General features: G+C 42.7%; 20 protein-coding genes and 3 pseudogenes. 19 read left to right on the forward strand and 4 right to left on the reverse strand.

The window, feature by feature from the left end:
• Positions 1-5: 5 nt before the first annotated feature.
• From RQP50_RS24045 to cdiI, 9 genes and pseudogenes are all read left to right on the forward strand, one after another.
• Positions 6-3,074: a contractile injection system protein, VgrG/Pvc8 family gene (locus RQP50_RS24045; RefSeq protein WP_315746983.1), complete on the forward strand. Its 3,069-nt coding sequence runs from the start codon at positions 6-8 to the stop codon at positions 3,072-3,074.
• Positions 3,071-3,616, forward strand: coding sequence for a hypothetical protein (locus RQP50_RS24050; RefSeq protein ID WP_072730067.1), 546 nt, complete (start codon positions 3,071-3,073; stop codon positions 3,614-3,616). The genes RQP50_RS24045 and RQP50_RS24050 overlap by 4 nt, the downstream gene beginning before the upstream one ends.
• A 170-nt stretch (positions 3,617-3,786) precedes the next feature.
• Complete coding sequence (locus RQP50_RS24055) at positions 3,787-4,326, forward strand: hypothetical protein (protein WP_072730068.1); 540 nt, start codon at positions 3,787-3,789, stop codon at positions 4,324-4,326.
• A 1,036-nt stretch (positions 4,327-5,362) separates the two neighbouring features.
• A pseudogene (locus RQP50_RS24060) lies at positions 5,363-5,497 on the forward strand (pentapeptide repeat-containing protein); the annotation flags it as partial.
• 94 nt (positions 5,498-5,591) lie between these two features.
• A complete protein-coding gene (locus RQP50_RS24065; protein ID WP_072730070.1) occupies positions 5,592-6,221 on the forward strand; it encodes a hypothetical protein in 630 nt (209 codons plus the stop codon).
• 467 nt (positions 6,222-6,688) lie between these two features.
• Entirely contained in the window at positions 6,689-7,489 is an 801-nt protein-coding gene (locus RQP50_RS24070; RefSeq protein ID WP_072730071.1) for a hypothetical protein, read from the forward strand.
• A 127-nt stretch (positions 7,490-7,616) separates the two neighbouring features.
• Positions 7,617-8,291 (forward strand): annotated as a pseudogene (locus RQP50_RS24075) (hypothetical protein); the annotation flags it as partial.
• A 92-nt stretch (positions 8,292-8,383) separates the two neighbouring features.
• A complete protein-coding gene (locus RQP50_RS24080) occupies positions 8,384-9,538 on the forward strand; it encodes a CdiA family toxin C-terminal domain-containing protein (protein WP_315746984.1) in 1,155 nt (384 codons plus the stop codon).
• An 18-nt stretch (positions 9,539-9,556) separates the two neighbouring features.
• A complete protein-coding gene (gene cdiI, locus RQP50_RS24085; RefSeq protein WP_315746985.1) occupies positions 9,557-9,922 on the forward strand; it encodes a ribonuclease toxin immunity protein CdiI in 366 nt (121 codons plus the stop codon).
• A 627-nt stretch (positions 9,923-10,549) separates the two neighbouring features.
• Here the strand turns inward: cdiI and RQP50_RS24090 are convergent.
• Positions 10,550-10,840 (reverse strand): helix-turn-helix domain-containing protein, encoded by a 291-nt coding sequence (locus RQP50_RS24090; RefSeq protein ID WP_315746986.1) that lies wholly within the window; start codon positions 10,838-10,840, stop codon positions 10,550-10,552.
• Positions 10,841-11,516: 676 nt separating this feature from the next.
• Between RQP50_RS24090 and RQP50_RS24095 the strand changes: the two genes are divergently transcribed.
• From RQP50_RS24095 to RQP50_RS24115, 5 genes are all read left to right on the forward strand, one after another.
• A complete protein-coding gene (locus RQP50_RS24095; RefSeq protein ID WP_315746987.1) occupies positions 11,517-13,922 on the forward strand; it encodes a hypothetical protein in 2,406 nt (801 codons plus the stop codon).
• Between the two features lie 97 nt (positions 13,923-14,019).
• Positions 14,020-14,526: an EndoU domain-containing protein gene (locus RQP50_RS24100; protein WP_315746988.1), complete on the forward strand. Its 507-nt coding sequence runs from the start codon at positions 14,020-14,022 to the stop codon at positions 14,524-14,526.
• Between the two features lie 19 nt (positions 14,527-14,545).
• The gene (locus RQP50_RS24105; protein WP_315746989.1) at positions 14,546-15,001 is read left to right on the forward strand and encodes a hypothetical protein; all 456 of its coding nucleotides are present in this window, start codon (positions 14,546-14,548) and stop codon (positions 14,999-15,001) included.
• A gap of 205 nt (positions 15,002-15,206) precedes the next feature.
• Complete coding sequence (locus RQP50_RS24110; RefSeq protein WP_315746990.1) at positions 15,207-15,536, forward strand: YwqJ-related putative deaminase; 330 nt, start codon at positions 15,207-15,209, stop codon at positions 15,534-15,536.
• The gene (locus RQP50_RS24115) at positions 15,526-16,005 is read left to right on the forward strand and encodes a toxin-antitoxin system YwqK family antitoxin (protein WP_315746991.1); all 480 of its coding nucleotides are present in this window, start codon (positions 15,526-15,528) and stop codon (positions 16,003-16,005) included. The genes RQP50_RS24110 and RQP50_RS24115 overlap by 11 nt, the downstream gene beginning before the upstream one ends.
• A 231-nt stretch (positions 16,006-16,236) precedes the next feature.
• On the opposite strand, the gene nfi is transcribed toward RQP50_RS24115, so the two are convergent.
• On the reverse strand, positions 16,237-16,938 hold the full coding sequence (gene nfi / locus RQP50_RS24120) for a deoxyribonuclease V (RefSeq protein ID WP_315747074.1): 702 nt from the start codon (positions 16,936-16,938) through the stop codon (positions 16,237-16,239).
• Positions 16,939-17,138: 200 nt separating this feature from the next.
• On the opposite strand from nfi, the gene RQP50_RS24125 reads away from it, so the two are divergent.
• Positions 17,139-17,660: a hypothetical protein gene (locus RQP50_RS24125; RefSeq protein ID WP_315746992.1), complete on the forward strand. Its 522-nt coding sequence runs from the start codon at positions 17,139-17,141 to the stop codon at positions 17,658-17,660.
• A gap of 364 nt (positions 17,661-18,024) precedes the next feature.
• Positions 18,025-18,426, forward strand: a pseudogene (locus RQP50_RS24130) (IS30 family transposase); the annotation flags it as partial.
• A 30-nt stretch (positions 18,427-18,456) separates the two neighbouring features.
• On the opposite strand, the gene RQP50_RS24135 reads toward RQP50_RS24130, so the two are convergent.
• Both RQP50_RS24135 and RQP50_RS24140 read right to left on the reverse strand, forming a co-directional pair.
• A complete protein-coding gene (locus RQP50_RS24135) occupies positions 18,457-19,803 on the reverse strand; it encodes an erythromycin esterase family protein (protein WP_315746994.1) in 1,347 nt (448 codons plus the stop codon).
• Between the two features lie 361 nt (positions 19,804-20,164).
• On the reverse strand, positions 20,165-22,522 hold the full coding sequence (locus RQP50_RS24140; protein WP_315746995.1) for a glycosyl hydrolase family 18 protein: 2,358 nt from the start codon (positions 22,520-22,522) through the stop codon (positions 20,165-20,167).
• Between the two features lie 756 nt (positions 22,523-23,278).
• Between RQP50_RS24140 and RQP50_RS24145 the strand changes: the two genes are divergently transcribed.
• The 3 genes from RQP50_RS24145 (at position 23,279) to RQP50_RS24155 (ending at position 26,118) form a co-directional block, all read left to right on the forward strand.
• On the forward strand, positions 23,279-24,577 hold the full coding sequence (locus RQP50_RS24145) for an SPFH domain-containing protein (RefSeq protein WP_315746996.1): 1,299 nt from the start codon (positions 23,279-23,281) through the stop codon (positions 24,575-24,577).
• Between the two features lie 12 nt (positions 24,578-24,589).
• Positions 24,590-25,336 carry a hypothetical protein gene (locus tag RQP50_RS24150; protein WP_072730082.1) on the forward strand — a complete coding sequence of 249 codons (747 nt, stop codon included), beginning with the start codon at positions 24,590-24,592 and terminating at the stop codon, positions 25,334-25,336.
• 95 nt (positions 25,337-25,431) lie between these two features.
• Entirely contained in the window at positions 25,432-26,118 is a 687-nt protein-coding gene (locus RQP50_RS24155; RefSeq protein ID WP_315746997.1) for a hypothetical protein, read from the forward strand.
• The last annotated feature ends 26 nt before the right edge of the window (positions 26,119-26,144 follow it).

The following is a 26,144-nucleotide window of genomic DNA, read 5'->3' on the forward strand; positions in this document are numbered from 1 at the left end:
CTCATTTGAGTGCATTACATAACGAAATCGGATATGAAAGTCTGCGTTTCTACGGTCCCTTTCAGCCTCAACATATAGAGAAGCTTCAAATTACAAGAACCATCAACGATCACGCATATGTAACGGTAAGCGGCATGCTGTCAGAAGAGCAGGGAGCTGCATGCATTGGACAGAACATGGAAGAGGAACCGATCGTTATCCGCCAGTTGGATGAGCGAGGACAATCGGTAAGACGACTGTTTCATGGGATTGTAACGCGCCTATCCGTGCATTGCTTTCGGGGCGTGTATACCTTTGAGCTGGAAGCCGCTTCGCATTCCTATCAGATGGATATCCAGATAAAGAAGCGATCCTATCAGGATATTCATCGTACCTACGATGATCTGGTCACAACGATGATTCGTAAATACAAGTTTGGAGACGCCATCGATACCGTAACCAACAATACCAAACTGGGAACTTTTGTTTTACAATATGAGGAGACGGATTGGGCATTTTTAAAGCGTCTGGCCGCTCGCTTTGGGTCAGTGCTGGTGCCGGAGGTAACTGCAGCGTCGCCTAAGGTCTTCTTCGGAATGCCGGTAGGCAAACTGTACAAGCTGGAACGGGATGTAAGTTACCAGGTTCGTAGGACGTTCCATGAACTGGAGACGGGGAAGCCGGGGAGACGAGCGGGCTCGTATGTGACCTATGTGTTCGAAAGCCTGCAATACTATGCGTTGGGTGATAGCATCGCGTTACCGATTGGATCTGGGAAAGAGCTCGTTGTTGTTCGGGCAGTAACACGGATGAAGGATGGACTGCTGCTTACCCGTTACGATCTCCAGGCTGAACAAGATATTCGCTATGCCCGCTATGAGAACGATCAAGCTACGGGGATTGCGCTGACGGGCAGCGTGTTGCAGGTACAGCAAGATTTGGTACAGCTCCAACTGGAGATCGACCCTAAGCAAGACCCTGCTAAAGCATGTTGGTTCCCGGTGGCCACTCGCTATGCAGCAGAAGACCATAGTGGCTGGTACGATATGCCGGAGGTTGGGGCGCGTGTGGAGCTTTATTTGCCGACGAGCCGGGAACATGAAGCCTATGTCATGGATTCGCGACAGCATCGCCAGGGACAAGGGGAGCCAGACGTTAAAGTATGGAGACATGCGCAAGGAAGCGGCGTGGACATGTCTGAACAAGAGCTGACGCTGTCTACCTCGGGAGGATTTTCAATTACACTCCATGAAGGGAACGGCATTACCGTCAGCAGCCCGGGAGATGTGCGGATTCAAGGCGGTCACGTGAAGCTGGATGCAGGTCAGGAGCTGTCGCTTACAGCAGGAAGTGCATTGTACCTCACAGGCGGAGCCAGCAGCATGGTACTAGATGGTGAAACGGATATCAAGGCCCCGGTGGTGGATCAAGAGGGAACGGTGAAGGCTCCAGTGTTCGTCATGGATCTTCCTCCTGTGCCGGAGCCGCCACTAATGAACATCAAAGACTATGAAGCAGCACAAGCCGCAGCCAAGAAGGGTTCATCTAACAACACAAATACCCCGACCGCGAAGATCACGAACCCGGCGGATCAAAAACAAGCCGATGGATTGCTGGGTACGGAGTCCAAACTGCTAGGCGCTATTCCGATGATGGGAGCAGTAGCTGGAGCAGTAGCTGGAGCAGTAGTAGGAGTAGCGGTGGGAGCAGCATTAGGCGGATTTGTCGGAGCGGCTGTGAGTACGAGTCTACTAGCAAGCGCTGCTGTTCCTGTTCGAAGTACAGGGACGAGTCATGCTGGAGGTGGAGGCGCAAAAGGTGGATTGCATCCACTGAAATATCTGGCCGGTTTGTTCATGCAAGGACTCATCAGTCAATACGAGCACGAGAAAGCCAAAGATGCCTATTATAGTAAGTGGCTGCTGGGCAAGGTGTTCACAAGTGCGCGTCATATAGCAAGTTCTGGCGGTCTACTAGAGCTGGTTCAAAACATAGCAATAGAGTCAAATGCGATGGCTCAAGCGTATAAGCAGATTCCACCTGAAGTGAGACAACGCTGGAAGGCGAACTACGATCGTAACATGGCAGAGCAGCCGAAACCGAAGCAAGAAGAATCCCGGTCATGGCTGGCTATGCTAGGCGAAGCCCAGATCCAGCAAGCGGAAGCTCAACTCGCGATGGGAAAGAAAATTGCAGATGTGGGCGCGCAGACCGGAGAAGAAATTTGGTCTGGAGTTAAAAAAACGGGAAATAGCTTTGCAGAAATAGGAATTGATTTTTGGAATGGGTTAGAAGTACGTGCAAACAAATCGTTAGATTCTCCATACGACTTTGGCAACTGGTTAACGGTAGGGGCATTTGACGAAGTGAGTAGTAGAATTGAAGGATACAAGACAAGGGCCGACATGCGCAATGAATCCCCATATGACTATGTGAACTGGTTGTCGTCGGGTATTGCAGGTTCCTTCAAAGAAGCATTTAATCCAGATGATCCATTATCTAAGGAGCATTGGATGGGTTCCTTTGACGTATTCACTTTAATTTTGGGGGCGAAAGGAGCTGCACCAAAAGGTAGTGGGCCTACTCTTCCGAAGGTGAATGCAAAGACGCCGGTGCCAAAAGTAAGGGAACAAGGTAATCTGGATGTAAATAAGCGGAAGGATGGCTTTGAGGGGGCAGGTGAAGGTACACGTAAAACTGGTGCTAATAATTCTTCATATAGTGGGCAGACTGGGCAAGGTTTAGGTAAAATAGAAGGAAAGGAACTGAATGTATCTCCGAAAGGTTTAAACATTGTTAAAGAGCATCTTTCACAAAATTTTGGAGACTTCCCTGAGAATTTAGCTATGATTAAAAGGCTTGAAGAAGCTTTAGCTAATAATAAAAAAATATCTGGTGCCGATGCAAGCTTTTACATGCACGAGGTTTCGGAATCAACGATGATGAAAAAAGGAATTGATTATGACACCGCTCATGAGATGGCGCTTCAAAAATATGATGTTTCTCGATTTAGCGTATATCATGCTGATGTCATCAAATCAATGCCAGATATATTTAATAAAAACTGGAGAAAGTTTTGGGGGGTAGAAGAATGATTATATTAGATAATTTAGGACAGTTTCGTCGGGGGAGAATATGGATAAACGATTTACCTGAAATGAGATATAAAGTAGTGGATAATTTAACGTCATCAGTTAAAGTAAAACCAAAAAATTATACTAGGCCTACTAGTTTGGCCCTAGAATTGCTGCTTTCTCGTCGGGACATGAGTAACTACGCCCTCTTAGGTGTTAAGTTTATTCCTGGTAATGATGATAGGGTGAATATTACTGTTAATGTTGGGGAGGATGAGGATGAATTATTAAATGATAATATTGCAATGAAATCAGATAATGTTTTCGTTGGAATACCGCTTGAGTACGCTGAGGCTGTTTTAAATAGTGCAGTAAATGTTATTGAAGAAACATCGCAGTTTCCGAGCGGTGATCTAGAGTTTTATATTGGTGCTCATGGAGAATCAGGCTCCAGCAAATTCTCATTTTCAAAAGTAACTGAGGTAATTGTAAAGCTACTGATAAGTGCGCCTGAATCTAAAAACACTAATGAACTGGAAACTTTTGTTAGTAGCAATCTTTAGCGAATATGAGTCTGTTTCCCTAGAGAAACAGGACTAAGAGTAGAGGAATGAATATTAGTAACGTAAAGTAAGAAACCTGAAATTCTAATAAATTTTCTACGAGGCCAATATGCTGTTGCCAATAGGCTCCGTAGTACGAACGAAATAATTAAATATGAGGGTGAACTGAGATGGATAACGTTAACTCAGAAGGTAATCATTGCATGAATTTTACGAATGAAGAGATTATGAGTTATTTGGTGAAACCACTTAAAAAGCACCCAAATATATGTGTTAAAGCTCTTACTTTAGATGAAAAAGAGGTACAGGATACAAATGAACAAATTAGATATGTAAGCATCGATGAGGATAAAGATTGCTATTTCTCTTTTTTGGGATTTCAGACTTCATTATTCGTATTAGAAGAAGAGTTTATGTTTATAGATGACGAAGCGAAAGAAAATATTGTTTCAAGTCACACTTATGGGAATGTTGTTTATGAAGGAAATTTAAGAGATAAATCCCATAAGGAAATATTAGAGTTGATGTATCAAATATCGAGTATATTAGTAAATGTAAACGAACTTGAAATTGAGGAAAGAAAGGTTTCACAAACAGGAATTCAATATCCGAAGTGTGAGTATAATGTAAAACTAGTTTCTGATGTTGTTGATAAAGGGAGCATTCGTTTTAGTAACATTCTTTTTACTTTTAAGGATAACTTAGATTAACTGTAATTTTTGACTCTAAATTAGAGACTGGGAACTGAGAGTGCAGCAATAAAAGGGTTTATAGATTGTGAACCAAAATCTAATAAACTAAAATAAAAGGTCAGTTTAAGTGGAAGAAATAAACGGATGAATTCGGAAAATTAATGTCAGAAATTTTATGTGAATCAGATTTACAACTCCAAAAAAGAAAAACCTACTTATATAGGCTTATTCCAGCAGATGGAATAGGCTTTTTTGTGCAATTATTAATGGATCCGCACAGAAGATAGGTTTGCGCGATACTGCTTGGAAAAGAATTCACCGACGTGAGAGGCTGGAGAAACTCAGAGACCAAGGAATCGCGAGTACGATTCTTGCTGACTCTCAACAAAGAGATAGAACTGGCGGCGAGCAAAATCCTACAAGATGTCGCCACAGCTGAAAAATGAAATAGCGAAGCTGATATGATAAATACAAGGATGAAAGGAACCAGTGATGGAGTTGATGCATAGTTGGTGCTATTGATGCTAGGAAAGGATCTGTACGCTAGGAAGCAGTATCTAGGAAATTAAGGTAAACTGGAGTCAAGCGACGACGTTTATCGAGGAACACCTGATACGCCGACAGGAAGCCACAGGGTGTTTGAACACCTAGATGACCCTACTAGAAGTCCCCATTTTCCTTATGTGCCAAGAAATGAAAAATAAGTGGGTGAGAGTAATTGAGTTCATTTCTGTATCATGCCTACTTGCAAGAAAATCACGAACATTTTGTTTTAGCAGAACAAGTCATGCAGTTGAACTAAAGGATCCAACACATCATGGCAATTCCGATGACTAATCTTGATCGGCTTTGCATTAGATTTTGATTGCCATCATTAGTTCATTTTATATAGAAGGGATAATGTTTTCTACTAAATCTAATAATCGTTAAGGTGGTAGAGTGAAAATTGAAAAGACTGAAAGTTTAAGACCTTTAGTTACGCCTGATTGGGTTAATTTTAAAGGCCCCTCGCTATACTCTGTGGGAAGAGTGACTTTTTACCCGACCGATTTGCCAGATTGAGATGGAGCATAGCCGTCTATATGGCTGTGTTTTAGTAGGAACGGTGTGGCAGGAGAGTCAGTTGAATGGTAGCGATTTGACATACAGCTTGCTTCATGGAGCCGATTCTAGCGGATGCTCGATGAAAGGTATCAAAACCGAGGAAGCTTAGAGCAAATGAAAATGACTTATTCTGGATAGTTGAATTGGATGCTGATTTTAATATTAGAGGGGTAAGATAAATGAGAGTAAGTCTTATCGAAGGTTTAGAAAAAAAAGAGAATCTATCAAAGAATAAAAAATATATAGTTTATTCTGTGGAAACTAACAAAGATGGCGAGGAATTCTACAGGATAGAAAATGATGCCAATCCAGTTGTCCCTTATCCAGTTGCTTTATTTAAAATTGTATCCGATAAAATCAACTCTGATTGGACATTATGGAATAAGCCTAATAAATGTTCAGCGTTATTACCTAAGCAATTTGCGTATCTAAGCTTTTGGGAGGATTATTATAACGATGAATTGGAGGCTTTAAGAATATTTAATTTAGTTAGAGAACAGCTATTTCTAGAAGAATTAGAAGAGAATGAGATACGTGAGATTTTTGAAAAAGAAAATGAGGATGAGATTGCATTCATCATTAATGCCCTTATTAAGATGAAAGACATTAGATTTATTAATCCAGTAATTCAATATGTAAAATCAAAACTAGAAAAAAGTTATGGAGAAGATAGTGCTACATTACTTGCATTTCGATATCTGAGCCTTTTCAATCAAAGTGAAGTAGAAGATTATTTCATTTATTACTTGACTAACATTGAGTTAGGAAATGACCAATTAACTGCAATAGTAAATGAATATTTTGCTTAAAGGGTTCACAGTCGTCTTCACTCCCATTATCATTGTGGGTGAGGAATAATCAATAATTTTGTGTAAACTTATTTACAATCCCAACAACAAGAACGCACAATACAACCAACAAACAAAACACTAAAAACTTGATCTACACGTTTAATAAACTTTCAAAGGCTTATTCCAACTTGAACGATAGGGAGGATGAGCCTTTTTAATATGTCAATAAAGAAAAATGTTAGTTGTCCTTATCGTGGATCAACAGAGAACCGGAAATGAAATTGTCGAAATACACAGCAGTTAGTATGTAGGAAGAAGTATACAGTTCATCCAGTTTATACACGAAAGAGAACCTTGTATAATTAGAAAATACAGGATTATCGAATATAATGAGGCTTCTTTATAGGGAGACAAAAGGTGGTATCGAATGGAAAGTGATTCAGAATCATTAATTAGAAATGAAATAGAATACTTGGAGGAGACATATGGACAAAAAAATCATCTCAACGATATATGACTTTTGTTTAGAAGAAGATTATGATAGTACTTTGGCAGAAACGCTAAATTTATTAAAAAATAGCTCTGCTATAAATGCATTAGAAAGCGATAGTATTGCTTTTCTTGCTAGCATGATTCCCTTGGTTGAGGATAACAGTACAAAGGCTCAAATAATTGAAACTATTATCGAGTCTCCGCATTATGTTAGCAACGATACTAAACTGTTAGACGAGTATATAAGATTGGTGTCGTTAGGGGAAGTGGTTTTTTCGGAAGCAGTAAGATGTTTTAACTCATTTACAGTTACTGGCGTTACTATGAACGAAATTTTCACGAAATTGGCGGAAACTCCAAATAAAGAACTAGCAATTGAAATCTTAGTGTTAATGTCCGAAAGCGATTGGGGAGATTTACCTAGTCACTTGGAGTCATTCGCTAATGAAGTTAAAACGCTCAAGAGGATAAGATACCGCTCCGGGGTAATCTCAACATTTTTGTTAATTGTTCATCCTTTGTGTTCAAAGTATGCATATATCGGTTCATTGTCATTTGGATATCCGTCTTCTGAAGTAGCGGTAAATGATTGGGCTTGGGAAACACCAGAAAGCACAAAATATATGTTAGATCGAAAAATTGTCAGTCCAAAAGAAGCAAATATATTAGTAGAACTAGGGCGTTTAATACGCAGTGACAAGAACAACCTAGGTGCAGCAGATATGAAAAATTTGTATACTCGTTTTTTTGAAGATAAGAATCCTTTTGATGTGATGTATACTTTGCCCGAATAATATAAGATTTGTAGATAGGGATCAAAACACATTCTGCAGCCAGTCCGAAAATCACTCAGCGACTGGCTATTTTTTTCGTCTGAATGTGAATTGAGTTATAGCCAGGTACTATAGCGGTCACGTGAAGCTGGATGGTGAAACGGATATCAAGGCACCGGTGGTGGATCAAGAGGGAACGGTGAAGGCTCCAGTGTTCGTCATGGATCTTCCTCCTGTGCCGGAGCCGCCACTAATGAACATCAAAGACTATGAAGCAGCACAAGCCGCAGCCAAGAAGGGTTCATCTAACAACACAAATACCCCGACCGCGAAGATCACGAACCCGGCGGATCAAAAACAAGCCGATGGATTGCTGGGTACGGAGTCCAAACTGCTAGGCTCTATTCCGATGATAGGAGCAGTAGCTGGAGCAGTAGTGGGAACAGCAATGGGAGCAGCATTAGGCGGATTTTTCGGAGCGGCTGTAAGTGTGAGTCTGCAAGCAAGCGCAGCTATACCTGTTCGAAGTACAGGGACGAGTCATGCTGGAGGTGGAAGCGCAAAAGGTGGTTTGCATCCGCTGAAATATCTGGCCGGTTTAGTCATTCAAGGACTTATCAGTCAATACGAGCACGAGAAAGCCAAGGATGCTTATTATAGCAAATGGTTGCTGGGCAAGGTGTTCACAAGTGCGCGTCATATAGCAAATTCAGGCGGTCTACAAGAGCTGGTTCAAAACATGGTAATAGAGTCAAATGCGATGGCTCAAGCGTATCAGCAGGTTCCACCCGAAGTGAGAAAACGGTGGAGGGCGAGCTACGATCGTTATACAGCAGAGCAGCCGAAACCGAACCTCGGTCATGGCTGGCTATGCTAGGCGAAGCCCAGATTCAGCAAGCGGAAGCCCAACGCGCGATGGGGAAGAAAATTGCAGAGGTGGGCGCGCAGACCGGAGAAGAAATATGGTCTGGAGTTAAAAAGACGGGAAATAGCTTTGCGGAAATAGGCATCGATTTTTGGAATGGGTTAGAGGTACGTAATAACAACAAGTTTGATTCCCTGTACGACTTTGGCAACTGGTTAACGGTAGGGTCGTTTGACGAAGTGGGCAGTAGAATTGAAGGATACAAGACAAGGGCCGACATGCGCAATGAATCCCCATATGACTATGTGAACTGGTTGTCGTCGGGTATTGCAGGTTCCTTCAAAGAAGCATTTAATCCAGATGATCCATTATCTAAGGAGCATTGGATGGGTTCCTTTGACGTATTCACTTTAATTTTGGGGGCGAAAGGAGCTGCACCAAAAGGTAGTGGGCCTACTCTTCCGAAGGTGAATGCAAAGACGCCGGTGCCAACTGTAAACTGGGGTATAAAGGAAAGATTGGAAGCCTTTCAACAGTCCGCTAGTCAATTGTCCAAGAACAAGTTGGTATACGATGGGCCAAATGCGAACTATAAATCGTCTACACAAAAACCTCTTGAACCGACGAAGAACCAGATTGAGGTGCGGAAATACTATCCGGGGAGCAATCCGGAGACTTCAGCATCGGGTTCTAAAAATAAGAAATCAAGCGGTGAGGGGACGGGTAATGGTGTACCTGTAATAAAGAACAATTTCGAGTATGTTGATAGCTTTGACGATCATATGATAAATGCACAAGGGATCGTTAGAAAAGGGAATAAAGGTGTTGTCGGAGGCCATAGTTTAGAAAGCTTTGAAAAAATCCTGTCGGAGCAAGGCTGGAAGCTAGACGATGTCATTGTCTCAAGAACTCCACATCCTACAGTTGCTGGGGTTTATGAAATAGAGTATAGACTTCCTGCATTAGACAGGGAATTGAAGGTAGTGCCTGGCCAATATAAAAATATACCTCAACCAAAAACAGTCTATGATCCTATTGTAATTTCAAATGAACAAATGATCGTATGGGGTAAAGAGGCTATGGAGAATGGTGTGATTAATGGGAGATTAGTCACTGGATATTCATCTAATGGACTTAGATTTACGGGATATCTTAATGATAGTGGGAACATCACAAATTTCCATCCTTCATTTGAAGGCAAATAGGAGTAAGGAGGCAAGCGTATGTCAAATGAACATATTTCTGAGAATAAGCTGATAGATCTTTATTACTTTGCCATCGGAGATGGGAACTTTATCAAAGCAATGGAAAAGTATTGTAGCAAGCAGGGTTTTGGTAACGAGCATATCTGGTGTTTATTTGCAGGTGAACTAGAAGAGTGGGAAGAAGGGTACTTCGGAGAAGATGGAGTTTGCTATTTTTTTGACTACCCTGCAGTAGACGAAGACCAGACTATAGTTTTGGATTACCCTACTTTCTATTATTATTTAAAAGAAGCAAGCACGGATTATTTAATTCGACATCCAAATGCTAAGGATGAGGTTGAAGCTCGATTAGAGGAAATTAAACAAAAGGTGAACGTCAAATAAGCCTCACCTAGCAGTCAGATTGGGGCTAGCGTATGATCAATGTAGATTGGTTCAGTCGGCAGAAGTCCGGCAACTGCGGAGAAACACCTGCGGCTCTTGCAGATCGGGAAGCTGCGGCAACTGCTAGAACAAGTGCGTGAGATACTGAAACTTATCCAACTGCTAAAGAAGACACGGTAGGATGTTTAGATTTTTCCCAATCTATTTTTTAGTTACTGAAAGCCAAAATCATCAACAAAAACAGACCGAGCAGCAAATAAGCTTTTAAGTGAGATTAAAAGCTCATTTGGACTAGAGTAACTTAAGAATAATAGAACTTTTATACGTGTAAAACTGGAGTTTACTTCCTAACAACAAGATCGCACAGTACAACCAACAAATCAAGCACTGAATTAAGATACACTTAATAAACTTCAAAGGCTTATTCCAACTTAACGCTAAGGAGGAATAAGCTCTTTTCATACCCAGAATCAATGCGAGCATCTTCTTCATTATGATTACCGAACGCCAATTTTTCCCTTTAAACGAGAGCAAGGCGTTATAGTACCGTGGTGTTTATGCTTCGTGTATGTTTCCGCGTGTCTCCACTTTCGGAATCCGGAATCATAACATTTCTAATGCTAACTACTACTTTTTCCTCTTGGACTTTATAAACTCCTTAAATCTTGTTATCTCTTCGATTTCTTCTTGTGTCCAGTCTTCTTCTTTGTCGATATCTTCTGTACTTTCTCCAATCAGTTTTGATACCTTGACTCCTAATGCATTTGCGATTGCTTGAATTGACTCGAAACTAGGATTATATCTTTTTCTTTCAACATCTGCAATATATGATCTGGATAGATTCGCAAGCTCGGCTAATTCATGCTGAGTAAGACCTTTTTCCTTGCGAATTGCCCTCATGTTCTCTGATAAAGCCATTTTAATTCCTCACTTTTGCTTGTATTTCCGTCTTTTTTACTAGTATATCTTGTGAAATGCGAGAAGACAATGCAAGGTATGACGTAAATGCAAGTAATATTTAGAAAAACGACGTATATACAAGATATAATCCTATTATTCCTGTGAAATTATTGAAATTGATTCAAAATAGATATTTGCTAATAATACGTGAATACTGAACATTATAACCAAAATGACGTGATTACAATACAAAGATAATTAGGAGGAGCTGTGATGAAAGTGAAAAGCGAACCATATGCAATGTAACTTATATCGATTTCAGGAGATTTTTTTGAAACGGTCTTCGTCTCGTTAAAGACGAGCTGGAAGGAAGACTCGAGGTTACATATACGTATAGCGAAGCACTGTTACGTAAGAAATAAGAAAGTAGGTGAGTTGGGAGTGAGAAAGGCAGTCATTAAAATTGGGCGGGAACACGATATCATGCATTTCGACGGATACTTAGTCACGGACGATTGTCTTATTGTAATCGAAAAATATGTAATGTGGATGTATAGAGTGTATGTAAAAGACGAAAGCGGAATATTCGTGAGTGATCAAGCCGGGTTATGGCTAGGAAAGATGCAACGCGAAGAAGACGATGAGCAGGTGCTTATATTACGAGTTCTCAATTTCATGCAAAACATGTCCTTTTTTGAGTTTCTTCGGAATCATCACGACTGGTCAATTGACTACGATTTTTGCTTCGTTGAGGCGGTATACCAGGATCCGCGCAGATGTCGATACGAAAGCAGTGGCAGATGCTCTCACCGATGTAGCGATTCGAAGTGTAGTCACAACGATGATTCGAAAATACAAGTTTGGAGACGCCATCGATACCGTAACCAACAATACCAAACTGGGAACTTTTGTTTTACAATATGAGGAGACAGATTGGGCATTTTTAAAGCGTCTGGCCGCTCGCTTTGGGTCAGTGCTGGTGCCGGAGGTAACTGCAGCGTCGCCTAAGGTCTTCTTCGGAATGCCGGTAGGCAAACTGTACAAGCTGGAACGGGATGTAAGTTACCAGGTTCGTAGGACGTTCCATGAACTTGAGACGGGGAAGCCCGGAAAACGTGCGGGCTCGTATGTGACCTACGTGATCGAGAGCCTGCAATACTATGCGTTGGGTGATAGCATCGCGTTACCGATTGGATCTGGGAAAGAGCTAGTTGTTGTTCGGGCAGTAACACGGATGAAGGATGGACTGCTGCTTACCCGTTACGATCTCCAGGCTGAACAGGATATTCGCTATGCCCGCTATGAGAATGATCAAGCTACGGGGATTGCGCTGACGGGCAGCGTGTTACAGGTACAGCAAGATTTGGTACAGCTCCAACTGGATATCGACCCTAAGCAAGACCCGGCTAAAGCATGTTGGTTCCCGGTGGCCACTCGCTATGCAGCAGAAGACCATAGTGGCTGGTACGATATGCCGGAGGTTGGGGCGCGTGTGGAGCTTTATTTGCCGACGAGCCGGGAACATGAAGCCTATGTCATGGATTCGCGACAGCATCGCCAGGGACAAGGGGAGCCAGACGTTAAAGTATGGAGACATGCGCAAGGAAGCGGCGTGGACATGTCTGAACAAGAGCTGACGCTGTCTACCTCGGGAGGATTTTCAATTACACTCCATGAAGGGAACGGCATTACCGTCAGCAGCCCGGGAGATGTGCGGATTCAAGGCGGTCACGTGAAGCTGGATGCAGGTCAGGAATTGTCGCTTACCGCAGGAAGTGCATTGTACCTCACAGGCGGAGCCAGCAGCATGGTACTAGATGGTGAAACGGATATCAAGGCCCCGGTGGTGGATCAAGAGGGAACGGTGAAGGCTCCAGTGTTCGTCATGGATCTTCCTCCTGTGCCGGAGCCTCCGCTAATGAACATCAAAGACTATGAAGCAGCACAAGCCGCAGCCAAGAAGGGTTCATCTAACAACACAAATACCCCGACCGCGAAGATCACGAACCCGGCGGATCAAAAACAAGCCGATGGATTGCTGGGTACGGGGTCCAAACTGCTAGGCGCTATTCCGATGATGGGAGCAGTAGCTGGAGCAGTAGTAGGAGTAGCGGTGGGAGCAGCATTAGGCGGATTTGTCGGAGCGGCGGTGAGTACGAGTCTACTAGCAAGCGCTGCTGTTCCTGTTCGAAGTACAGGGACGAGTCATGCTGGAGGTGGAGGCGCAAAAGGTGGGCTGCATCCGCTGAAATATCTGGCCGGTTTGTTCATGCAAGGACTCATCAGTCAATACGAGCACGAGAAAGCCAAAGATGCCTATTATAGTAAGTGGCTGCTGGGCAAGGTGTTCACAAGTGCGCGTCATATAGCAAGTTCTGGCGGTCTACTAGAGCTGGTTCAAAACATAGCAATAGAGTCAAATGCGATGGCTCAAGCGTATCAGCAGATTCCACCTGAAGTGAGACAACGCTGGAAGGCGAACTACGATCGTAACATGGCAGAGCAGCCGAAACCGAAGCAAGAAGAATCCCGGTCATGGCTGGCTATGCTAGGCGAAGCCCAGATCCAGCAAGCGGAAGCTCAACTCGCGATGGGAAAGAAAATTGCAGATGTGGGCGCGCAGACCGGAGAAGAAATTTGGTCTGGAGTTAAAAAAACGGGAAATAGCTTTGCAGAAATAGGAATTGATTTTTGGAATGGGTTAGAGGTACGTAATAACAACAAGTTTGATTCCCTGTACGACTTTGGCAACTGGTTAACGGTAGGGTCGTTTGACGAAGTGGGCAGTAGAATTGAAGGATACAAGACAAGGGCCGACATGCGCAATGAATCCCCATATGACTATGTGAACTGGTTGTCGTCGGGTATTGCAGGTTCCTTCAAAGAAGCATTTAATCCAGATGATCCATTATCTAAGGAGCATTGGATGGGTTCCTTTGACGTATTCACTTTAATTTTGGGGGCGAAAGGAGCTGCACCAAAAGGTAGTGGGCCTACTCTTCCGAAGGCGAGTGCAAAGACGCCGGTGCCAATAGGTGGGGGGTCAACTGTAAACTGGGGTATAAAGGAAAGATTGGAAAGCCTTTCAACAGTCCGCTAGTCAATTGTCCAAGAACAAGTTGGTATACGATGGGCCAAATGCGAACTATAAATCGTCTACACAAAAACCTCTTGAACCGACGAAGAATCAGATTGAGGTGCGGAAATACTATCCGGGGAGCGATCCGAAGAATTCAGCATCGGGTTCTACTTCGGGAAAAAATAAGAACTCAAGCGGTGGGGGTACGGGGAAAGTTAGTTGGAATCTCGATGATTTAAAAAATACAGAATCTTTCAAAAAAGGAACGACGAGTAACGCACTAAATCATATCTTTGAGGGCGAAATTATAAAGGGACAAGCAGTTGGATTTCATTATGAAGGTATGCCAAATAGTAAAGGGAAAGTTGTTGGAAATGTTGATCCCCCTAATGAGTATGGTGTATACAGAGCCAATATAGAGGTTGATGGAATACTAAAGAAAGCTAAGACTACGTTTTTTCCGAAAGATTGGACACCACAACAAGTAATTGACGAGATAAATATAGCTTTCAACAACAAAGTTGTTTACAAGAATAATAGATATAGAGGGACTGCAAGTACAGGAATTACTATTGAATTTATTATAAAAAGTGGCAAAATTACGTCAGCATATCCGTTGTATTAAGAAGAATGGAGATAACAACATGATTAAATATTTGTATACAATTGAATTTAATGAAGATTTTAATGAGGTTATTTTGGATTTTGGTATTGATACATCATTAAAGAATGGTTATCTGATTAGTAATTCACTAGGTTCGGATATTTTTGGCGATTTTGCTACTGTAAAGGATGAAATTGAAAAATTACTTGAATTACTAGCAGGAAAGACAACTTTATATGAAGGGGGGGGGAATGTAAACTTAATAAAATCAGATGAATTTTTTACAACTATTGAAGATATCTTTGCTGAAGATGATGAAGAGGACAGTACATGTAAGATTGAGACTTTAGAATATACAAAGATCATACTGGTCTGGGCAAAAGAAAATTTTCAGTATAAATGCAAGCGAGGCGTTATGTTAAGAGAAGAAGCAGAAATAGCAATAGACTGGATAAATAAAAAATGCATTGAGGTGTATGAACTAGCGAGTAGATAGAGTCTGTCATAAATTTTATGTAAACTCTTTACAGTCTTAACAAGAAGGTCGTACAAGACAACCAACAAACCAAACACTAAATAATTCAAACACCTGATAAACTTTCAAAAGCTCTTTCACACTTGAACTATGAGTAGGAAAGGGCTCTTTTGCATGTCAAGCAACCTGTCCGAAGCTTAATAAGCCGAAGGAAGGCATTGAGGGGATGATTAAATCTCGGGGGAAATATTTAAGAGAGAAATATGGGCAATTAAGTTCTCAAGAACTGCATCAGCGTATAAACCTAAGGGGAGCTGTCCATAAAGAACTAAATAGATTAAAGAATTCTCATGCTGAAGTAAGAGCTCTAAATAGAGCATTATTAGCTCGTCCCGATGCTGATATAGAAGAGTTCATGATATTCGTAATTTCTGCTAGAAAAATAAATAAGAAGATGCCAATTGGGACTCCGATGCCTCGCTGCCCTCATTGTGAGTATATAACAAAGGGAACTCATTTTATACCGGAGGTGCTAAAACATAATCATGGGAGATAAAGAAATAAATTATTCACTTGAAGAAATTATTGATGAAGGTGTGGATTTTGGGGATTTGTGGTATTCATCATCAAGTGATGAAGTACTAGATAATGCTGAGGACGAGAACGGGAGCCCTTTCAATGGAATTGCTTATGAGACGTATGCAAATGGTATGTTGAGATATTTCAGTATTTACAAAAATGGGTTCCAACATGGATTAACTCATGAATTTTATGAAAGCGGGAAAACAAAATCGAAGCAACTTATGGAGCGCGGACAAATCATTGGCAAGAAGATAAGCTGGTATGAAAACGGGGAGATAAAGTCAATTGGAGAATATGAAAATGGTATAGAATTGAATTATCAAGAATGGGATGAAAATGGAAATCTAGCTGTATCGAGAGTGTTAAGTGAAATTTGTGACAATTATAAGTTGTTAAATTTACGTAGAGAACAAAGAAAGAATGAGCAAACAGATTTGAATTAGTAATTAGTTGTGATAATAAAAGGTTTTTTATGTAAAAATAAGATTAATAAATAATAGAGAGATAGAAGGGGTCAACCCATTCTATCTCCCCTATTTTCTTAAATATTTTCGTACAAGTTGGTCAGCCTGTCGAGTTACCTCAGGTAGTAAAGAGAAACCTTTAATAACCAATCACAAACTGTCGGCAGAGAAATGCGATGGCCAATGGGTATAAAAAAAGTTATCTTGCCTCTATTTGTCTTCTAAGTGAGCTAAATATCTATTTACCAATTGATCTGCTTGGCGAGTTGTCTCGGGTAAACGGAAATGAGGAGCTAGCCGTAAAACCCATTTGCACGCCGTAGGTAATGAGATTCGGTGTCCTACAGAGACATAAATAGGCTTTATATGATCCTGGGTTCTTAATACGATACCAACTTTGTCCGATTGATCAATTAGAGTTGCATATTCCCCTCTTTTTTGACCAGGTTCTTCGGAGTCTCCAATTAACTTGGTTTTACCACAACCTATTGTTGGAATATTAAACAGTACTCCCAAATGACTTGCTAATCCAAATCGTCTCGGATGAGCAACCCCTTGTCCATCACAGACTATTAAATCTGGTGTAATAGATATTTTACTGAATGCTTTAATAACCGAAGGTAATTCTCTGAATGAAAATAATCCAGGAATATAGGGGAAACTAGACCTACCTTCTACTACAGTGCTTTCAACTTGTTTTAGAGTAACGGCATCAAGTATTACAACGGCAGCTACTAATCTATCACTATTTTTACTATAGGCTACGTCAACACCAGCAATATAGTTAACTTGATTTAGTTGGTCTTCCTTTATTACTTTTAAGGCAAGCTCCTTTTGGAGAATAATTGCCTGTGATTCGCTTAAATCCCATGAATGCTGAATAACTTGTTCGATATCATTTTCTCCTTTCATAGATAGATCGGTAGTAGTTTTTTTATTATAGCATGACTCGTATGGTACTATATCGCAAAAGTAAGTTGATATAATGGTGATAGTTATTAGTACGTAGACGTGGGGATCATCTTCTTTTTTTCTGATTTTAAGATTACAACATAGGGGACGGAACAAGCTAAACAAGGTTACCTTCTGAAAAGAGGAGAGTGAAATAGACTTTGAATATTGATACATTTAAACTAATTTCATTCAGAGGTAGAGTTGCCTATGGTATTAGTTGTTTTGAGAATGCACTAATATCATTAAAATACAATTCAGATGATTGGAAGATTGTTTTGAGATATCTATGGGAATTCACAAGTTCAAATAACTTAGAAGACTGTAACTCAGCAACAGCTGAATTAATTCCTGAAAATTTAAAGGAAACTACAACATATGATGAAGATTTTGAGCGGATAAGTGAAGATGAATACCTAAGTTTATATAATTTATATCAAAATATTGATGAATCAATAAATATCTTACTACGAGATATTCATGAACTGGGAGTTAGTCATGCTTATACTAATATTAGCGGGTATGGGGAAAGAAGTATGGATGCATTGGAGACACTTATCAGTCATATGTTAAATAACGACTTTCCATTACCTGATATTGACCCATTTTTGAAATCTTCTATAGAAGAAGACGAAGGGTGGGGAGATGAGTTTAATGGTGTAAAATTATCTAAAATTCTGTAAGGGACAGTCAATAATTTGTGTAAACTTATTTACACTCTCAACAACGAGATCGTACAATATAATGACAAACTCGATTAATACGTTTGATAAACTTTCAAAGGCTTATTCCAACTTGAACGATAGGGAGGATGAGCCTTTTTAATATGACGGATTATAATATAAAGTGCGACAGCTAGAAAACAAAAATGCGCATGTGAGTTGGGTAGACACCATTCCCTCATCGCACGAGAAATCGAACGCGGAAGCCTCAGAGCAGTATACGAAGCCCGGTAGGCTCAACACGCTTATCGTTGCCGCAGCATCTAGTGCTTCTGTCGGCAACGATAAGCCTAAACTTGCAAATGAGCTGACCGAGAAGCTGGTTCAGGTTCGCAAGCGTGCAACCTTCGGCCACTGGGAGCTGGATACCGTTGTCTCTAGCCGTGGCAAAAGCAAAGCTTGTGTAGCCACTTTTATTGAGCGTAAGACTCGGCACTACTTAGCCATGAGGATGCCCGATCGTAACGCCTATTCGATGGAGGCTGCCGTTGGTGTTGTTGCCAGCCAGTATCCTCAAGCCGCCTTTCCAACCGCTACCGTAGATCGCGGGAAAGAGTTTGCTTGCTATGCCAACCTTGAGAACTCTCATAAATCTAAAGTTTATTTTGTAGATCCGTATTCTCCTGGCAACGAGGCTATCTCTCTCATTAATAATCGTCCACGTAGATGTCTAGGCTGGATGTCTGCTCACGAAGCGTTCATGAATGAACTGTCGTACTTAGCTTGACAATCCGTCAAATAAATAAATCCCAGGAATTCACCGTTTCCTGATCAGTTGAGATGGACTCACTTTCTGAATTTGAACAAGGATATCAAATGTTTTACCTAATGGTACATCTACAGTCGTTGGGAAATCTGGACCTACCGTTGTTACTCCGGCAAAAATGGTATGTTGCTCGTTTAGCCAAGTTTTAGTCACTCCGCTTGCCTTACGTAAATCTACAAAAAACTGGTCGTATTTTACTTGTCCAAAGGTATAGTTGAAACTATTCGGGTCATCTAATTTTAATGTTCCGTAGGGACCGAATTCTTGGTTACTGTTGTAAACATTGTAACGTCCCTCATAGACAGATGTTCCAATGGATACATACCGTTTTCCATAATGTTCTGCTAAATGCTGCCCAGCTACTTTAGGGTATACGAAAGGGATCATATTTGTTTTCGAAACGTGCCCATTATGGCCCCACACGATTGTTTTTCCTATATGTTCTTCTGTCCATTTCGCATTCTCATACATGGCAATATCGTGTTTCAAATAAAAGTCTTCCAGGTTATCAGGAAATGCGGCTGTCATTGTCGTAAATTGCTCGATAATACGGGCATTTTGTTTGATCCATGCGAACTCTGGGGATTTTCCATTCAGTTTATTTTTATTTTGCTCTAATAAAGCGCTGATTTGTTTCGCATCTGAAACATACCGTGCTTTCGTTTCTTTCTTAAGATCGCCAAAGGTATCTAAATCCTTCGTTACAGGAATAAGGCCTTTCATCTTTTGTTCGAAACGAGTGACAAGTTTCGGATCGTATTTCTTTACATACGCTAGGATATTGTTATAAACACTCTCGTTTACGGTTTGTATATCCATCCCGATGATCCGTATTTTGGATTTATGCTTTGGAACAGCATTATATTGGCGTATCCATTGAAGCAGATCTATGATTTCTTTCGTGTTAAATACAGGACTTAGATATTGGCTTGGGTCCCCTTTACCCGTAAGAACATAGCGATCGAGTCCCAATGCTCTGTCCCATCCCTCTTCTAACACTAAGGCCTTAAAGCCCATTTCAGCTGTCAAATAATTAACAATGCGATGCTTCATGGTAAAAACTTCGTGAGCCCCATGCGTCGCTTCACCTAAACCAACAATTGTAGCTGATCCGATCATATCCTTAAGCGGACTCAAATCATGAATAGGTGCTGTTGGATCCGTTGTCTTTAATGGCATTGCATGCTCTTCTAACCATTTTATATGTTGAGCCATTTGATTTGTGTTGTAGGAACCTGTAACAGGAACTTCTGCTTTCGAAGTTGCATAAGTACTTCCTGTAAAACTAGTTAGAGTGATAATAGAGGCAGCAATTGCGATACCCATTTTCTTTTTCATAAAATCCTCCTGAAATACTTTATAAGTTGGTTTGTTAAGATAAATATATTCTAGTTCCTAAAAGTCTCTTTTTTCTTACTAGGTTCTTAAGTAAACCTTAAGATGCTTATGTATATACAAAAAACAAAGCAGCTGCAATCCTTATAGTTGAAGGAATATCTATTCAACCTCTTAAATCTGCTGTAAAGAAATCGGCTCCTACGTTTGTGCAGCAGCAGTTCAGGCATATCCATCTCTCGAGGAATACATAAAGAGAGCTTTCCTTAGAAAGTAGAAGATTCTACTTTTGGGAAAGCCCTTTTTTATTGCGTGCGTGTGCTGTTTATTCTATTCTTATGGCTGAATTATCATCTTGATCGCATTAATGAGGCAAGTCGTTGGACACGACGGATTGCAGGGTGCGGTTTCTGTCTGCGTTCAGTTCCCAGAACATCGCGCCGCGTAATCCTTTGGATTTGATGAACTCATTTTTCAAATGAATGGATTGCTCGTCATCATACGAAATAAAGACTTTTGTAGATGGGTTGTAGAGGGATGGAGTTTGCGTCACATTGTTCCAGTAGCGGATATACCCTTGGCCAGCAACGGTATATTTACCTGTGGAATCAGCAGACAGCAGGCCAGTATTCTGCATGTGGGCGAAGTCATACGTCGAGCCGCTGGAACCGCCAGTGGCTTCACCACTGCAGCTTTGGTACAATCCGTTGTTATTTGGACCTCCGTTGCATCCTTTCCAGCCATAGCCATAGAATGGTTCGCCTATGGTTATTTTGTTTGCAGGAATGCCTTTGTTCAAATAGTTGGTCACTGTGGAATTGATGTTGAATTGGCTGCTGCCGTTTGTGTTGGCGGGGTCGTTATACAATGGCGATCCGATGCCGCTTGTCGCATCCCATGGGCCATAGTAGTCGTAGGTCATGATGTTGATCCAGTCCAAGTACTGTGCAGCGTTGGACAGCCAGTTGTTGGTGCCGCCTGCATCGGCAAGGAAGCTGGAGTTCGCGCTGGAAGCAATCGTAATGTAGTAGCGCTTGCCGTCTTGTTGTCCGGCTTTATCAAGAGCTTGGCGAAGGGTTTGCAGCAGCAGGACGTAGTTGGCTTTGTCAGCTGTACGTTGGCAAGTCTGACCCGACGCGCAAGGTACGCCAACGCTGTTCGGATATTCCCAGTCGATGTCGATGCCATCGAATTGATATTGGCGCAAGAAATTGACGGCGGAAGTGGCGAAGTTGCCTCTTGTGACAGGGTCATTCGCGGTGTTGGAGAATTGGTTGGACCACGTCCATCCGCCGACAGAGGCGAATAATTTCAGATTTGGATTGGTGTTTTTCAGCTGTCTGATTGTAACCAATTGGTTGTAACCGCCATCAGCTGTACCGTCTGTAAATGAATCTCCAATTACGATGGAACCGTTCGGCGCATTATTTGGGGTGCCATTGCCGTTTTGACAGGTCCATGTGTTTGGATTTGGATTATCGGGGCTGTTGGAAGGATTGCCATGTCTGCCGTTCCAGCAAATATCAAGGAATGCATAGTTGATAACCGTTACTTTTGTCGGGTCAATTTTGGCAGGCGTGAAGGACGGCGTATCGTAAGCAGCCCAGCTTGGGAAGTATCCTATAATCTCATATTGGGATGAAGGTTGGGAACGTGTTGTAACGGTGAGCGCATTACTGGCGGCGGATACATTACCCGCGGCATCTTTTGCTTTCACAGTAAAGGTGTAAGCGGTGTTGACAGTTAAGCCTGTAACGGTGTAGGAGGTTGTATTCGAAGAACCTGCCAACGTCGTGCCATTATAAATATCGTATCCGGTGACGCCGATGTTGTCTGTCGAAGCAGTCCAGCTTAATGATACGGAGTTTGTCGTTACGGTAGGAGCTGTTAAGTTGGCGGGCGCTGTTGGTGGCTCCGTGTCTATAATAACAGCGCTTGTCGCGACATTGACTGGTGAGCTGGCAGCGGATACGTTGCCGGCGGCGTCTTTCGCAGTGACCGTGAACGTATAGGCAGTGCTGGCATTCAAGCCTGTAACGGTATAGGAGGTAGTTGTCGAAGAACCGGCGAGTATGGAGCCATTGTACACCTCATAACCTGTGACACCCACATTATCCGTTGAAGCCGTCCAGTTCAATGTAACCGAGCTGCTGGTCACGTTGGAGGCGGTTACATTAGCAGGTACTGTCGGAGGTTGGGTATCCGGAATAATAGCCAATGTCGTTGCGCTTACAGGCGAGCTGGCAGGGGAAATGTTGCCGGCAGCGTCTTTCGCTTTAACGGTAAAGGTATAAGTGGTATTAGGCGTTAAGCCTGAAGCGGTGAAAGAAGTGGTCGCAGTCGAGCCTGCAAGTGTCGTTCCATTATAGACGTCATAGCCTGTAACACCGACATTGTCGGTAGATGCCGTCCACCCAAGGGTGACGGATGCGGTTGTGATATTGCTGGCTGCAACATTCGTTGGAGCAGTCGGCGGCTCCGTGTCGGCAGGAGCTAATTGTTTGCTCCAAAGTGCAGGAACGTTTGGCGGTTCCCATCCGACAAGAGAGGTATGTCCTTGTACACATTGGTAGGTATCGGTTCCATAGGTGACGAGGTCTCCTGTTTTATAGGCTGTATTCGGTGCCCATGGTGAAGCGGCGAAGGCAGTCAATGGTACAGCTGTGAATACCAAGATGAAGACAAAAAACAAGATCGCACAAACTTTTTTGGCCTTTCTCAATTTGAACCACACTCCGTTTCATATTGGATTAGATGCATCAGATCTGCAGAATAGGGTGAACATCTCCTTTCACTTATAAATCTATGTAATCGCATTCAAATTTCTTAGAACGATAGATGGATGCTAGGTGGATCAGAATGCGAAATTACAAGCCAGGGTGGGATTGTGAAGCTCACATTAAGGCGGTAGCTAAGACAAACATTAGAAATGGCATAGTCTTGTATGTGATGAAGTTAGTGAAGTGTGAAGAAGGTGTTATTCATCCAAAGAATCCATGTGCTATAAAGAGGGGGAAGAGGTGGAATAAAGCGAATCGCTTTAACAATTTACAGTCATCGTATTACGTATTGCTTGAAATGTGGTAGTTCATAAATATTGGGTCAAGTCGAGGGAACTCACATTTATAGATTTTCCAGATAAACGTTTTAACACGAAAATAAATATATGCACGAAGCGAAGCGAGTATGAACGTTATGATGCCGAATGAAGCACGGGCTAGGGCAGGCCTATTTTTTTGATTTCCATTATGAGGATGGTGTCTGAAGCAGCTGCCTTATATAATAGAAATGGAGCAGATAGAAGAAAGATTAGGAATGCGGACTTAATTATGGATACGTTTTGCAAGCTTCCTCGTAGTAGTAAAGTAGTGAATGTGTATATCTTCATATTAATACAAACAGTTGATATAGGGAAGTAGAAACGATCCCTTTCGATGTGTATGGCTCCATACTATTATTGTCGGAGGTACTGCAGAATATGGCGATTATTGATGTAATCAAATATGATGGTTCACCTGATGTATTTGCATGGAAGTTTCCCAATCATGAGCTGGCAACGTGGTCGCAGCTTATCGTAAACGAGTCTCAGGAAGCGATTTTGTTCAAGGGCGGGCAAGCGCTCGATAGCTTCACAGCGGGCAGACATACGCTTAGCACAGCGAATATTCCAATATTGAATCATATTGTTAACTTGCCGTTCGGAGGGGATTCTCCGTTTACTGCGGAAGTATGGTATGTCAATAAGGTTCATTCTCTGAATGTAAAATGGGGCACGCGAACACCGCTTCAGTTGCAGGATCCTAAGTATCAGTTGTTCGTGAAGGTACGTTCCTTCGGGCAGTTCGGCATTCAGATCGAAGATGCGCGCAAGTTCTTGGGCAAGCTTGTTGGCACGCTGCCTGTGTTCAATCAAGATACGCTGACTGAATATTTCCGCGGCGTGCTCATGATGAATATTCACCAGCTGATCTCTTCCTACTTCGTGCATCGTAAGATTAGTATATTAGAGATCAATGCTTACATATCGGATATTTCCAAGCATATTCAAGAGCTGGTTGCACCGGTGTTCGAGGAGTATGGCATTCGTCTGCTTAATTTCTATGTAGACTCGGTCAATACGCCTGAGGATGATCCAGCCACACAGCGTTTGCGAGAAGCGCTGGCGAAGCGGGCTGAAATGAATATTATCGGATTCACCTATCAGCAAGAGCGTACATTCGATACGCTTGGAGAAGTCGCTAGGAATGATAGTGGAGTGAAGTCAGATCTGATGAGTGCCGGAATGGGCCTTGGCATGGGGTACGGCGTTGGCGGTGCCGTAGGCGGCGTCATGACGCAGATGGCAGGCGAGCTTCGAGTTGATGCGCATGACAAGGTATGTCCGAAGTGCAATCGTGGCAATCAGCGAGATGCCTCCTTCTGCACAGGTTGCGGTACATCGCTGGCTGTAAGTGGCGGCACGGAGAAGCCGGTTGAGGTGAAATGTCAGGCATGTGGGGAGCAGATGCCGCGTACGACCAAATTCTGCCCACACTGCGGGGATCCGTATAATCCATGCCCAGAATGTGGGGCTGACAATCCGCCGGATCAAGGAGCTTGTATCGAATGCGGACAAGCGATGCCGGTTCCATGCCATCATTGCGGCGAATCGGTGTCCAGCAAGTCCAAGTTCTGTCCGCACTGCGGCGAGGTGACGACGCTTACTTGCAGCGGGTGCAACAGCGAGGTTAAGCCAGGGCAAAAATTCTGCGTGGAATGCGGCAATAAGCTGGTATAGGGGGAGAATATCATGAAGTGGGCATCACGGTTCAAGTGGATTACATCAGCGATATTTCTCATTCTAGGAGCGGTAACGGTTGGTTTATTTTTTGGCCTGAGCGATGTCGAATCCCGCGGCTTCTCATGGTGGCTGTCCTTCGGCTCGCTCATGATGGCAGGGGTGATCAGCTATCTATTCTGCATGAGTATGCTCGTCCATCTGTCCAAGCACAAGGATGAGGTTCCTATGAATTTATCAATGGGAGCCATCGCCTTCATTTACAATATTGCAGTTCTTGTACATATTGTGCTGTTTTGGCTCGTCCTGGATGTATCCGAGAAGCTGTACATGTGGATTCACATCATCACCTTTGCATTAGCGTTCATTTTGGCGCTCCTCATTGGCCTCACGCGATTATCTGTTGGCCGCTTGCAGAAGGATGAGAGTAATCGAATGCAATTTAAGAAGCGACTTCAGCTTAGTCTGCATGGAGCACGACTGGAATTGGAAGGCTGGGAGCATGCAGAGCGTGATGTGCTGCTGGAACAGATGGGCAAGCTGGAGGAGCAGGTGAAATATAGCGATCCGATATCGGTACCGGCTATGGTACTGGAGGAAGGACAGATCATGGATCAGGCTGCTCGCCTGGAGGAAGGTGTACGATCTATGGTGCGTGATCGCAACACGGTATACAGCGCTGATGAGCTGCGCGATATGATCCGGCAGTTGTCTAACGGAATGAAGCTGCGCAATGAGCAGTTAGCAGCGGTGAAATAGCAGTGGCAATGAATAGTTACGATGGATAGACAACGACAGATTTAATATGAATGTATGCTCAATAGTTAAATAGATAGAAAGGTGAACTGAATTCCATGGGTGGTTTATTACGCACAATAGGAAGAGTGCTGCTCTTTTTGCAAGTTGCTTTTATTTTTGGCTTTTTCGTAAGCTTATCTCGTGTTACTCCTGCTGATGACCCGGTAGGGAAGCTGGGATTCTCTGTATTTGTATTCGGGATTCCAGGGCTTATGTCGTTCATCGGCGGCAAGTATTTGAAGAAACGTAAGGAAACACGGAAGAGGATGCGGGAGCAGAATCTGATTCCGGCGCGCGATTCGTTAAGAGTGAGCGACTTGCTTCGATTCATCGGCTATATCATATTGTTCGGCATCGAGTGGAAGTATCTCACTGTATTGGCGGAGTGGCCAGTACCTAAGTCTCAATTAACGACAATCTATGGCGTAGGGCTATTCTTCTTCATCCTTGGTATCTTCATGCTCTGGCGGGCTTCTCGAATCGATGCGAAGGCAGATGCGTTGTACATGCAGCAGCAAGCAGAGAACATGAACCCCTCAGACGAAGATAACGAAGACGATGAAGAAGAGAATGAGGATAGGGATGACGAACCGGTACATAGTCGTGCTGCTGCAGAGGTGGCTGCCAGTGCGCCATTGCTTCCGAAGATGGTCAGCTGCCCCGGATGCGGCGCTCAGACCGAGGTACCTCCTCGATCTACTGCTTCTTGCGACTATTGCGGATCTGCGGTTCCGTATGAGTAAGTGTAGCACATAACTAAGCGATGATT

Origin of the sequence: Paenibacillus suaedae (assembly GCF_032337355.1) — a bacterium.
GTDB lineage: Bacteria > Bacillota > Bacilli > Paenibacillales > Paenibacillaceae > Paenibacillus_B > Paenibacillus_B suaedae.